The following is an 11,482-nucleotide window of genomic DNA, read 5'->3' as shown; positions in this document are numbered from 1 at the left end:
CAAGCATGCGATATCTCCACACCATGGTGCGTGTCACCGATCTCGACGCGTCACTCGATTTCTACGTGAACATGTTCGGCCTTGTCGAAACCCGGCGCATCGAAAACGAGAAGGGACGCTTCACCCTGGTCTTCCTGGCCGCGCCCGATGACGCCGCCGACGCCAAGGGCGCCGAAGGCAGCCGTGGCCGCCCGACGCTGGAGCTGACCTATAACTGGGATCCGGAAGCCTATACTGGCGGCCGCAATTTCGGTCATCTCGCCTATGAGGTCGACGACATCTACGCGACCTGCGACAAGCTGATGAAGGCTGGCGTCACGATCAACCGCCCTCCGCGCGACGGAAACATGGCTTTCGTCCGCTCGCCCGACAACATCTCGATCGAGCTCCTGCAGAAGGGGCCCGCCAAGGCGCCGGCCGAACCTTGGGCGAGCATGCCGAATACCGGGGTATGGTGAGGGCGCACGCGCCGGGCCCAGGCGTCCGGCCCAAGTGCCCGGCCCAAGCGCCCAGCCGTTGAGCGCGGCGATGAAATCGGGCACGAGAGGGCGCGGCTTTCGCCGCGTTTCCTCGGGGTGATGTGATGCCCATGACCAAGCCTGCTCTCGCCGCGACCCTCCGGGACGGCACGCCGATCCACGAAATCGTGCTTCGCTCGCCCGGTGGAGCCGAGGCGCGCGTCATGGACTGGGGGGCGACGCTGCGCGATCTGCGCGTGCCGCTGCCGAGCGGCCAGAGGCAGCGGGTCGTGCTCGGGCTCGCCGATCCCGCCGATTATCCCCAGCATGCTTCGCATATGGGTGCGATCGCCGGACGCTTCGCCAATCGTATTGGCGGCGGGCGCTTCACGCTCGACGGCAAGACCTATCAGGTGCCGCTGAACCAGGACGGCCGGCATTCGCTGCATGGCGGCGGGCAGGGTTTTGGCAAGCGGCCCTGGACGATCCTGCATCATGACCTGGCAAGCGTGACGCTGGCATTGGTCTCACCTGACGGCGATGCCGGCTATCCCGGTACGCTGGATCTCTGGTGCCGCTACAGCCTGGTCGGGGCGACGACGCTCCGCATCGAACTCACCGCCACCACCGATGCTTCGACGGTCGTCAACCTCGCGCATCACTCCTATTTCAAGCTCGATGATGGCCAGGACATTCTCGACCACGAGCTCGAGGTTCGCGCCAATATGATGACGCCGGTCGACGCCGACCTGATCCCGGACGGCTCGCTTGCTCCGGTTGCCGGCACACCTTTCGATTTCCGCAAGCCGCGCGCGGTCGGCTTCGTAAACCCCGACGGCTCGCGCTTCTGGTTCGATCACGACTATGTCCTGCTCCGCGACCGGTGCGAACCGAGTGCGCTCGCCGGACTGACGCTTGCCCATGCCGCGACCTTGCGCTCGCTGCGCAGCGGGCTTGCCATGCAGCTCTGGACAAGTGAACCTGCGCTCCAGGTCTATGACGGGCTCAAGCTCAACACCTCCGTGGCTGGGCTCGATGGCCAGCCCTACGGTCCAAATTCCGGCATCGCGCTCGAGCCCCAGCACGTCCCGGACTCACCCAATCTGCCGCATTTTCCCACGACCGTGCTGCGTCCGGGCGAGGTCTATCGGCAGGTCAGCGAATATCGCTTCAGCGGTTGAAATCCATGGCAGGCGTCTTCAGTCTCGGCATCGCTACCCTCGACTATGTCTACAGCGTCGAGACCATGCCGACGCGTGGCGAAAAATACCGCTCACGTGATCTTGCCGTGGTCGGTGGCGGCTGCGCCGGCAATGCCTCGGTCGCGATCGCGCGGCTGGGCGGTCGATCCTGGCTGGCGACCCGGCTCGCGGACGACCTCGTTGGCGACGAGATCGTGGCAGAGCTCGCAGGCGAGGGGGTCGATACCCGGTATGCGCTTCGCGCCAAGGGGCTGCGTTCCCCAGTCTCTGCGATCCTCGTCGATGCCGCTGGCGAACGCATGGTCGTCTCCTATTCCGATCCGACGATGCCGGAGAGTGCCGACTGGCTCCCGAAGACCCTGCCGGATGGAGCGAAGGCCGTGCTCGCCGACACGCGCTGGGGCGAGGGAGCGCTCGCGGCGCTGAAACTTGCGCGCCAGGCCGGTATTCCAGGCCTGCTCGATGGTGACCGCAGGCCGCCGCATCCCGATCTCGTCGCGACCGCAAGCCATGTCGCCTTCAGCGCCCAGGCCCTGCGTGAGGTCTCGGGGGAGGAGGATCCGCGCCTTGGCCTCGCCAGGATCGCGCAAGGCGCCGCGACCTGGCTTGCCGTCACGCTCGGCAAGGAGGGGGTGCTCTTCATCGAAAACGGCGAAGTCGCGCATGTGCCGGCCTTCGCGGTCGAGACGGTCGATACGCTTGGCGCAGGGGATGTCTGGCACGGAGCCTTCGCGCTGGCGCTGGCCGAGGAACAGGACGAGCGCAGCGCCATCCGCTTCGCCTCGGCCGCAGCTGCGATCAAATGTACGCGCTTCGGTGGTCGTGCCGGCGCACCGGCGCGCGGCGAGGTCATGCGCTTCCTGATCGAGACAGGTCCCGGCTGACAGAGCGCGCGTGGAAGAGGCAGTGCTTGCCTGAAATTTGGGCAGTGCTGAGGGCGTCACCTCTTGCCCGTCCAGGCAGCAGGCGGAGAATGGCTCAGGTTCATCCGCGCCAGGGCCTTCGATGTTCGTGCCGCCGCTTCCGGCCTCCGCCGATCCGCTGTTGCCAGCCTATGTTCGGGCGCATGGCGGCGTGCGTTTGCGTTTCGCCAGGGTTGGCGAGGTCACGCGCCGGCTCGAACTCGCCGAGTCCGGCGGCTACCGCGCCCGCTTCCCCGACACCTTCTCTTCGACCTGCGAGGCCGTGCTGATCAATACCGGCGGCGGCATGGCCGGTGGCGACGCGATGCGGGTCGATGCCGTCATCGAGACGCAGGCCGAGACGGTTATCACCACGCAGGCGGCCGAGAAGATCTACCGCAGCCAGGGCGATGACACGCGGATCGAGACCAGGCTCTCGGTCGCCGCTGGGGCGAGCCTTGCCTGGCTGCCACAGGAGAGCATCCTGTTCTCGGGCGCTCGTCTCGCCCGGAATCTGACGATCGATCTCGCCACCGACGCACGGCTCGTCGCCTGTGAATCGATTGTCTTCGGCCGCATCGCCATGGGCGAGACGATGCAGCGCGGTGCCGTTCGCGACCGCTGGCGCATCCGCCGGGACGGCCACCTGGTTTTCGCCGACGAACTTCGCCTTGACGGTGAGGTCGCGGCCACGCTGGAGCGGCCTGCCATCGCCGCCGGCGCGCGGGCCGTCGCGACCGTGGTCGCAGCCGGCCCGGAGCATCTCGCCGGGCTCGACGAACTCCGTGCGCTGCTTGTCGAGGATCCCGCCTGTGCCACCGTCGAGGCCGGGGCCGGGCTCGCCTCCGGCCTGCTCGTCATTCGCCTTCTCTCCCGCGATGCCCAGGCGCTCCGTCGCGCCCTCGTCATGCTGCTTCGGCATGTCACGGGGCGTGCGCTGCCGCGCACATGGTCCACGTGAGGAGAGCACCATGCTGGCGATCCAAGGCCTGAAATGCATCTATGACACCGGCTCGCGGGGCTGGGCGGTCGAGCTCGCCCTTGCCGGCGAGGGGGAAACCGTCACGCGTCGCTTCGACGTCGACGGGCCCGATGATGCCGAGATGCTGATCGAGGCCTTCGAGGAATCCACCACGAGCAGCTTCGATCCCGCCACCAGCGAGATCGTCTTCGCCTATGAATACGCCGATCTCGACCGCGATGAGGACGAGGCGGAAGACGAGGACGACGAAGAGGTCGAAACCTCGGAAGACGAGTCCGAAGAGGACGAGGAAGACGAGAAGGAAAAGGCATGAACCTGACGCCGCGCGAAAAGGACAAGCTGCTCGTCGCCATGGCTGCCATGGTGGCGCGGCGAAGGCTGGAGCGCGGCGTCAAGCTCAACCATCCGGAGGCCGTTGCGCTCATCACCGATTTCGTCGTCGAGGGTGCGCGCGACGGTCGCTCTGTCGCCGAGCTGATGGAGGCCGGCGCCCATGTGATCTCGGCCGACCAGGTCATGGACGGCATCGCCGAGCTGATCCATGACGTGCAGGTCGAGGCGACGTTTCCCGACGGGACCAAGCTCGTCACCGTGCATGAGCCGATCCGCGGCTCGGCTGGGCGCCTGAAGCCCGGCGAAGTGACGACGCTGCCCGGCGACCTCATTCTCAATGAAGGTCGCGAGAGCCTGACGCTCGCCGTCGCCAATACCGGTGACCGGCCGATCCAGATCGGCTCCCACTACCATTTCTTCGAGGCGAATCCGGCGCTCTCCTTCGAACGCGAGAAGGCGAGGGGCTTTCGGCTCGATATTCCGGCAGGCACCGCGGTACGCTTCGAGCCCGGACAGACCCGCGAGGTCAGGCTCGTCGCACTCGGCGGCAAACGCGAGGTCTATGGCTTCCGGCAGGAGGTCATGGGTAAGCTCTAGCGATATCGATGACGGTGCGCAGCGAGAGTGCCGATGACCAAGCCCGTCGGCGCGAAGGCCAAGACGAGGCGACGCGCTGCGGTTGAGCTGGTCAAGTCCGAGCCGGATGCGTCGGCCTGAGAATTGCTAACACGTCGAAGAACCGACCAGGGACTTCGAGATGCCATTTCCCTTTCCGCGCAATGCCTATGCCGCCATGTTCGGCCCCACGACCGGCGACACCGTGCGCCTCGGCGATACCGAGCTCGTCATCAAGGTCGAGAAGGATTTCACCACCTATGGCGAAGAGGTGAAATTCGGCGGCGGCAAGGTCATCCGTGACGGCATGGGCCAGAGCCAGGTCAGCAATGCCGGTGGCGCGGTCGACACCGTCATCACCAACGCGCTGATCCTCGACCACTGGGGCATCGTCAAAGCCGATATCGGTATCCGGGCCGGGCGCATCTGCGCCATCGGCAAGGCCGGGAATCCGGATATCCAGGACGGGTTTGGGAATTTCGATCCGTCCGAGACCATCATCGTCGGCCCGGGTACCGAGGTCATCGCCGGCGAAGGCAAGATCATCACCGCCGGCGGCTTCGACAGCCATATCCATTATATCTGTCCGCAGCAGATCGAGGACGCGCTCATGAGCGGCCTCACCACGATGTTGGGCGGCGGCACCGGCCCGGCCCATGGCACGCTCGCGACGACCTGCACGCCCGGACCCTGGCACCTTGGTCAGATGATCAGGGCGGCCGACGCCTTCCCGATGAACCTCGCCTTTGCCGGCAAGGGCAATGCTGCGCTGCCGGGCGCGTTGACCGAGATGATCGAGGCCGGCGCCTGTGCGCTGAAACTGCATGAAGACTGGGGGACGACACCGGCCGCGATCGACAACTGTCTCTCCGTCGCCGACGACTACGACATCCAGGTGATGATCCACACCGACACGCTGAACGAAAGCGGTTTCGTCGAGGACACGATCGCGGCCTTCAAGGGCCGCACCATCCACGCCTTCCACACCGAGGGGGCTGGCGGCGGTCATGCGCCCGACATCATGAAGGTGGCGGGCCTGCCCAATGTGCTGCCTTCCTCGACCAACCCGACGCGGCCCTTCACGGTCAACACGCTCGACGAGCATCTCGACATGCTCATGGTCTGCCATCACCTCTCGCCCTCTATCCCTGAGGATCTCGCCTTCGCCGAAAGCCGCATCCGCAAGGAGACGATCGCCGCCGAGGACATCCTGCACGATCTCGGCGCGCTCTCGATGATGTCCTCGGATAGCCAGGCCATGGGCCGCATTGGCGAGGTCGTGACCCGGACCTGGCAGACCGCGCACAAGATGAAGGTGCAGCGTGGTCCGCTGCCGCAGGACGCCGGCACCGGTGCCGATAATTTCCGCGCGAAGCGCTATGTCGCGAAATACACGATCAATCCGGCGATCGCACATGGTATCTCGCGCCATATCGGCTCGATCGAGATCGGCAAGCTCGCCGATCTGGTGCTCTGGTCGCCGGCCTTCTTCGGCGCCAAGCCCGATCTCGTCATCAAGGGCGGCATGATCGCGGCGGCGCCCATGGGCGATCCGAACGCTTCGATTCCGACGCCGCAGCCGGTGCATTACCGCCCGATGTTCGGCGCCTTCGGCAAGGCCGTGACCTCGACATCGCTGGTCTTCGTCTCGCAGGCCGCGATGGCGAACGGCCTCAAGTCCCGCCTCGGTACGGACAAGGAGATGGTCGCAGTCGAGAACACGCGCGGCGGCATCTCCAAGAAGAGCATGATCCATAACGACGCGACACCCGACATCCGGATCGATCCGGAAACCTATGCGGTGGTGGCGGATGGCGAGTTGCTGGTCTGCGAACCTGCCAGGGAACTGCCGCTGGCGCAGCGCTATTTCCTGTTCTGAACGGTTGGATCACGCCTTGCGCTGTGGACCGCATGGGGCGGCGCCGCCTCGGTATTGACTAGCCCGCTCGCGCGCTCTTTCTTCGTCGGCAAATCAATTTGTCAGGCAAACACGTTTGCCAGGGAGAGAGCCCGTGTCCTGTTTCCGCTATGCTCGCCAGGCGTCGTTCTGGCTCGCCAGTGCTGCGCTTCTGGCCTCCTCTCAGCCCGCCGCGGCACAGGGGCAGGTCACGGTCTATTGCTCGATCCTTGAAGAGCAGTGCCGCGAGGGCGCGACGATGTTCGAGCGCGCCACCGGCATCAAGGTTTCGATGGTGCGCAAGAGCACCGGCGAGGTTTATGCGCAGGTCAAGGCGGAAGCCTCCAATCCGCGTGGCGATGTCTGGTGGGGCGGCCCCGGAGAGCCGCATCTGCAGGCCGCGGAGGAGGGGCTGCTCGATGAGTATCGTTCGCCGAAGCTTGCGGAGCTGCATGACTGGGCGCAGCGCCATGCCGAGCAGTCGAAATTCCGCACCTCGGGAATTTATCTCGGCGCGCTTGGCGTCGGCTTCAACACCGAGATGCTGAAGAAGAAGGGCTTGCCCGAGCCGAAATGCTGGGCGGACCTGCTCGATCCGGCCTATCGCGACGAGGTCCAGATTGCCGATCCGAGTTCGTCCGGCACGGCTTACGTCTTCCTCGCGACCACCGTGCAGCGCCTCGGCGAGGAGAAGGGCTTCGACTACCTGAAGGCCCTGCACAAGAACATCAACCAGTACACCAAGTCCGGCATCGCGCCGGTCAAGGCGACGGCGTTGGGGGAGACGGCGATCGGCATCGCCTTCATCCACGACATGCTGACGCAGAAGTTGCAGGGTGCGCCGATCAACACCGTCGCGCCCTGCGAAGGCACGGGCTACGAGACCGGCTCGGTCTCGATGATCAAGGGCGGCAGGAATGCTGAGGCGGCGCGCCGTTTCATCGATTTCACGCTCTCGCCCGAGGCACAGAACATCAACGCCAAGCTCAAGATCAACTCGATCCCGTCGAACAGGAACGCCGAACTGTCTCCCGACGCGCCAAAATTCTCGGAGATCAAGCTGATCGACTACGATACGCCGCGCTGGGGCAGCCCGGCCGAGCGTTCGCGCCTGCTGAAGAAATTCGATACCGAGGTGAAGGCGCTGCCGCGATAAAAGGGGCCGATATCGGGCCCCTTGCCTGAGTAGCGCATCCCCTTCGGAGATCCAGACACCTGTGCCGTTCTGCAGCAGCGGGTCGTGATGGCCTCAGTCGAGGAAGCCACGCTCGCGCTTCCGCGATAGCCGGGCGAGGCCAGTCGAGCGATCCTTGCCCCGGATCATCTCCCTGGCCTGAGCCCGCACGGGCTCCGGGGCGCTACCGCACTGGCGGTGCGTAATGCAGGCCACCCTGCGTCCAGAGACGGTTCGGCCCGCGCGGCAGGTTGAGCTGCGATTTCGCACCGAGATGCCGGTCGAAGCTCTCGCCGTAATTGCCGACAGCCTTGACCATGCGCACGACCCAATCATTGGTCAGGCCGAGGCTCTCTCCGAACTTGCCCTCGGAGCCGAGCAGGCGACGGATCTCGGGGTTGGTCGATTTCACCATCTCGTCGACATTGGCTTGCGTCACGCCGTACTCCTCGGCGTTGAGCAGCGCGTAGACGGTCCAGCGCACGATATCGAACCAGGCATCGTCGCCCTGCCGGACCCAGGGGCCGAGCGGCTCCTTCGAGATCACTTCGCTCATCAGCACATGGTCTTCGGGCACCTTGAGCTTGAGCCGGTTGGCGGCGAGTTGCGACAGGTCGGTCGTGTAGGCGTCGCAGCGTCCGGCCTCATAGGCCTGGATCGTCTCATCGAGCCCGGCGAAGGCGATGACCTCGTATTTCATGCCGTGGGTGCGAAAATAATCTGCGAGGTTCAGCTCGGTGGTCGTGCCCTGTGCCACGCAGATCGAGGCTCCGTTCAGCGCCTTGAGGTCCTTGAGATTGAGGCTCTTGCGGACGAGGAAGCCCTGGCCGTCGAAATAGTTGATCGCGGTGAAGTTCAGCCCGAAGCCGGTGTCGCGGCCGAGGGTCCAGGTGGTGGTGCGTGAGAGTACGTCGATCTCGCCGCTCTGCAACGCGGTCAGCCGGTCCTTGGACGCGAGCGAGATGTATTTCGACTTCTCCTGATCGTTGAAGATCGCCGCCGAGAGCGCCCGGCAGATATCGGTGTCGAAGCCGCGCCATTCGCCCTTGGCATCCGGCAGCGAGAAGCCGGCGACGCCATGGCTCGCGCCGCAGATCAACTGCCCGCGTTGCTTGATGCGCTCCAGCGTGGTCTGGGACGAGGCGGTGCTCGTGAGCGCGAGGCCAAGGCCAATGCCACCCAGTACGGCGGCCGCGCGCCGCACGGTTTTCGAGATTTGGATCAACGCAGTTCCCCCAGCGTTCGTGATACGCTTTTTGATGGCACGGCAGCTCAAATCTGGCCATTTTTATTTGCCGGCTAGCTTGAGTAGCGCCGGATGAGGAGAGAATTCATTCTCCGCGGAGGCGGACCGGCCTCGGATCGCAAGTGCCTTCTCTCGCCGGGCCAGGACTTGGCCGGCTCGCATCGCCCGCTTGCGAAGCTCGAGGGCGCGGCGGCAACTGCATCCGGCCGCCCGGAGCACACGTATCCCCCGTGGGCGGGGCGTTGGTCAGGCACAGAAGAGGAGAACGCGGAATGTCCGATCCGGTTATCGTCATCGCGCGGGCGCGCATCCGCCCCGAAACCCACTCAGCCTTCATCGCTGCGGCGCGGGACTGTATCGCCGCGACGCGTCGCGAGCATGGCTGCCTCGCCTATGACATGCATGAAAGCATCACGGAGCCCGGGTATTTCGTGTCCGTGGAGCGCTGGGAGCAGCGCGAGCATGTCGACCGCCACCTGCCGCAGCCGCATCCTCAGGCATTCCTCGAGATCGCGGGGGCTTGCGTCACGGCGCCTCCGGTGATCGAAGTGGTCGAGCCGCGATCGGTCGATCGCCTCTGATCCATTTCGTTGTCACGGGTACTATCATGCTGCGCGCCACCTCCGTCGTCCGCAAGGCCGCGGTCAAGCAGGACAAGGTCGTTGAGACCCTGACGCTCGACCATGAGGACCGCAATCGCCGCCGCATCGCCCTGAAAGGCGATGGCGGCCGCGAGATCCTGCTCGATCTCGACAAGCCGACGGTCCTGAACGATGGCGATGCGGTGAAGCTCGAGGATGGCGGCCTCGTCCTGATCAAGGCCGCTGCGCAGAGCCTGCTCGAAGTGCGGGCCGAGAACCCGCTGCGGCTGATGCGTGTCGCCTGGCATATCGGCAACCGGCACACGCCGGCGGAGATCACGGCAGACGCGATCTATATCGAGAACGACCATGTCCTCGCCGAGATGGTTCGCGGCCAGGGCTGCGCCATGAGCGTGGTCGAACGTCCGTTCCAGCCCGAGCGCGGCGCCTATGATCACGGTCACGACCACGACCATGCACACGGTCATGATCATGATCACGCGCATGACGCATCCTGCGGCTGCGGGCACGATCATGGCCACGCTCATCACGACAAGGGGCACGCTCACGCCGGCCATGATCATGCTCACGACCACCATGGCCATGGGCATGACCACCAAGAGAACAAGCGCGATGATCACGCGAACCACGCCCACGCCCATGGCGCGGATTGCGGCTGTGGTCACGATCACAGCCATGGCGATCATGATCACAAGCCTGACCACGGCCACCATCACGGCGCCGAGCACGCGCACAAGGGTCACAAGCACGACCATTGAGGGCTGATGTCGCACGCCCATCTGCCGTTGATGGTCTGGCTTTCGCCGTCCTTTCCGGTCGGCGCCTTTGCCTATTCGCATGGGCTGGAATGGGCCTTCGAGGCCGGCGACCTCACCGATGCCGACACGCTCCGGGATTGGCTCGACGCACTCGTCGGCCACGGCCCGCTCCATAACGACCTTGTCCTGTTCACGAGCGCCTACAACGCGCTCGGGGTTGGCGACGATGCGGCGCTGAGTGAGGCGGCCGAACTGGCCCTGGCGCTCGCGAACTCCGCGGAGCGGCGGCTGGAAACGGTGACGCAAGGCAATGCGTTTATCGCGGCCGTTCGCGCCGCCTGGCCCTGCGCGGCATTGGATCGGCTCCGCGCTGCCTGGCAGGGCGACGTCGCCTATCCCATCGCGGTGGCGTCTGCCGCCAGCGGTCATGACGTGCCGCTGCGCCCGGCGCTGGAAGCCTATGGGCTCGCCTTCATCGCCAATCTGGTTTCGGCCGCCGTCAGGCTCGGCATCGTCGGCCAGACCGACGGGCAGAGGATCACGGCCGGGCTGGTGCCGTCCTTGCATGCGGCTGCCACGCGCGCGGAAACCGCGACGCTCGCTGATCTCGGCGGCTGCGCGCTGCGCTCGGACCTCGCGTCCCTGCGCCACGAAACCCAGTATTCGAGGCTGTTCCGCTCATGATCCTCTCTCCCCACGGCCCCTTGCGCGTCGGCATCGGCGGCCCGGTCGGTTCCGGCAAGACAGCCCTGATGGAGGTGCTCTGCAAGCGCATGCGCGATCGTTATGATCTCTGCGCCATCACCAATGACATCTACACCAAGGAGGATGCGCGCCTCCTGACCGTCGCGGGGGCTCTGCCCGAGGAGCGCATCATGGGCGTCGAGACCGGCGGCTGCCCGCATACCGCCATCCGCGAGGACTGTTCGATCAACCTCGCGGCGGTCGAGGAAATGCGCCGCAAGTTTCCCGCGCTCGACCTGATCCTGATCGAGTCCGGCGGCGACAATCTGGCGGCGACCTTTTCGCCCGAACTCGCCGATCTGACGATCTACGTGATCGACGTCGCTGCCGGCGAGAAGATCCCGCGCAAGGGCGGCCCGGGCATCACCCGCTCGGACCTGCTCGTCATCAACAAGACCGATCTCGCTCCTCATGTTGGCGCGGATCTTGCTGTGATGGACCGGGACTCAAGGACCATGCGGGGCAAGCGGCCCTTCGTCTTCACCAATACGAGGGAAGGCGAGGGCGTCGATGCGGTGGTGGATTTCATCGAGACCGCAGGCGGCCTGAAGGCGAACGCGCGGGGATAA

At 65.5% G+C, this 11,482-nt stretch carries 13 protein-coding genes; 12 read left to right on the top strand and 1 reads right to left on the bottom strand.

What is annotated here, in order from left to right; all coding sequences use genetic code 11:
• Positions 1–5 precede the first annotated feature (5 nt).
• From FG93_RS27510 to FG93_RS27475, 8 genes are all read left to right on the top strand, one after another.
• Positions 6–458 carry a VOC family protein gene (locus FG93_RS27510; protein WP_043241129.1) on the top strand — a complete coding sequence of 151 codons (453 nt, stop codon included), beginning with the start codon at positions 6–8 and terminating at the stop codon, positions 456–458.
• A 131-nt stretch (positions 459–589) separates the two neighbouring features.
• Positions 590–1,639 (top strand): aldose epimerase family protein, encoded by a 1,050-nt coding sequence (locus FG93_RS27505; protein ID WP_043241128.1) that lies wholly within the window; start codon positions 590–592, stop codon positions 1,637–1,639.
• Between the two features lie 5 nt (positions 1,640–1,644).
• Positions 1,645–2,544, top strand: coding sequence for a PfkB family carbohydrate kinase (locus FG93_RS27500; RefSeq protein WP_043241125.1), 900 nt, complete (start codon positions 1,645–1,647; stop codon positions 2,542–2,544).
• A gap of 121 nt (positions 2,545–2,665) precedes the next feature.
• Complete coding sequence (locus tag FG93_RS27495; protein ID WP_043241124.1) at positions 2,666–3,523, top strand: urease accessory protein UreD; 858 nt, start codon at positions 2,666–2,668, stop codon at positions 3,521–3,523.
• A 10-nt stretch (positions 3,524–3,533) separates the two neighbouring features.
• Positions 3,534–3,857, top strand: a complete 324-nt coding sequence (locus FG93_RS33085; RefSeq protein WP_043241122.1) for a hypothetical protein — start codon at positions 3,534–3,536, stop codon at positions 3,855–3,857.
• A complete protein-coding gene (locus FG93_RS27485) occupies positions 3,854–4,474 on the top strand; it encodes an urease subunit gamma (RefSeq protein ID WP_052514282.1) in 621 nt (206 codons plus the stop codon). Before FG93_RS33085 ends, FG93_RS27485 begins: the two co-directional genes overlap by 4 nt.
• 160 nt (positions 4,475–4,634) lie before the next feature.
• The gene (gene ureC, locus FG93_RS27480; protein ID WP_043241120.1) at positions 4,635–6,371 is read left to right on the top strand and encodes an urease subunit alpha; all 1,737 of its coding nucleotides are present in this window, start codon (positions 4,635–4,637) and stop codon (positions 6,369–6,371) included.
• A gap of 133 nt (positions 6,372–6,504) precedes the next feature.
• On the top strand, positions 6,505–7,545 hold the full coding sequence (locus tag FG93_RS27475; protein WP_043241117.1) for an ABC transporter substrate-binding protein: 1,041 nt from the start codon (positions 6,505–6,507) through the stop codon (positions 7,543–7,545).
• 202 nt (positions 7,546–7,747) lie between these two features.
• On the opposite strand, the gene FG93_RS27470 is transcribed toward FG93_RS27475, so the two are convergent.
• The gene (locus tag FG93_RS27470; RefSeq protein ID WP_052514307.1) at positions 7,748–8,746 is read right to left on the bottom strand and encodes an amino acid ABC transporter substrate-binding protein; all 999 of its coding nucleotides are present in this window, start codon (positions 8,744–8,746) and stop codon (positions 7,748–7,750) included.
• A gap of 335 nt (positions 8,747–9,081) precedes the next feature.
• On the opposite strand from FG93_RS27470, the gene FG93_RS27465 reads away from it, so the two are divergent.
• From FG93_RS27465 to ureG, 4 genes are read left to right on the top strand one after another with little or no spacing between them, the layout of a single operon-like run.
• The gene (locus tag FG93_RS27465; RefSeq protein ID WP_043241112.1) at positions 9,082–9,390 is read left to right on the top strand and encodes a putative quinol monooxygenase; all 309 of its coding nucleotides are present in this window, start codon (positions 9,082–9,084) and stop codon (positions 9,388–9,390) included.
• Positions 9,391–9,416: 26 nt separating this feature from the next.
• On the top strand, positions 9,417–10,169 hold the full coding sequence (gene ureE / locus FG93_RS27460) for an urease accessory protein UreE (protein ID WP_043241110.1): 753 nt from the start codon (positions 9,417–9,419) through the stop codon (positions 10,167–10,169).
• A gap of 6 nt (positions 10,170–10,175) precedes the next feature.
• Positions 10,176–10,853 carry an urease accessory protein UreF gene (locus tag FG93_RS27455; protein ID WP_043241107.1) on the top strand — a complete coding sequence of 226 codons (678 nt, stop codon included), beginning with the start codon at positions 10,176–10,178 and terminating at the stop codon, positions 10,851–10,853.
• Positions 10,850–11,482, top strand: coding sequence for an urease accessory protein UreG (gene ureG, locus FG93_RS27450; protein WP_043241103.1), 633 nt, complete (start codon positions 10,850–10,852; stop codon positions 11,480–11,482). Before FG93_RS27455 ends, ureG begins: the two co-directional genes overlap by 4 nt.

The sequence above is a fragment of the Allobosea sp. LC85 genome (assembly GCF_000735605.1).
In the GTDB taxonomy this organism is placed as follows: Bacteria; Pseudomonadota; Alphaproteobacteria; order Rhizobiales; family Beijerinckiaceae; genus Allobosea.
The sequence above is the reverse complement of the archived record's forward strand: the minus strand, read 5'-3'. Positions and strand labels throughout refer to the sequence as shown.

Coding starts and splice junctions, on each gene's coding strand:
- ureC (WP_043241120.1), top strand. CDS start 4,635: ATGCCATTTCCCTTTCCGCGCAATGCCTATGCCGCCATGTTCGGCCCC.
- FG93_RS27495 (WP_043241124.1), top strand. CDS start 2,666: ATGTTCGTGCCGCCGCTTCCGGCCTCCGCCGATCCGCTGTTGCCAGCC.
- FG93_RS27485 (WP_052514282.1), top strand. CDS start 3,854: ATGAACCTGACGCCGCGCGAAAAGGACAAGCTGCTCGTCGCCATGGCT.
- FG93_RS27505 (WP_043241128.1), top strand. CDS start 590: ATGACCAAGCCTGCTCTCGCCGCGACCCTCCGGGACGGCACGCCGATC.
- ureG (WP_043241103.1), top strand. CDS start 10,850: ATGATCCTCTCTCCCCACGGCCCCTTGCGCGTCGGCATCGGCGGCCCG.
- FG93_RS27455 (WP_043241107.1), top strand. CDS start 10,176: ATGTCGCACGCCCATCTGCCGTTGATGGTCTGGCTTTCGCCGTCCTTT.
- ureE (WP_043241110.1), top strand. CDS start 9,417: ATGCTGCGCGCCACCTCCGTCGTCCGCAAGGCCGCGGTCAAGCAGGAC.
- FG93_RS27510 (WP_043241129.1), top strand. CDS start 6: ATGCGATATCTCCACACCATGGTGCGTGTCACCGATCTCGACGCGTCA.
- FG93_RS27465 (WP_043241112.1), top strand. CDS start 9,082: ATGTCCGATCCGGTTATCGTCATCGCGCGGGCGCGCATCCGCCCCGAA.
- FG93_RS27500 (WP_043241125.1), top strand. CDS start 1,645: ATGGCAGGCGTCTTCAGTCTCGGCATCGCTACCCTCGACTATGTCTAC.
- FG93_RS33085 (WP_043241122.1), top strand. CDS start 3,534: ATGCTGGCGATCCAAGGCCTGAAATGCATCTATGACACCGGCTCGCGG.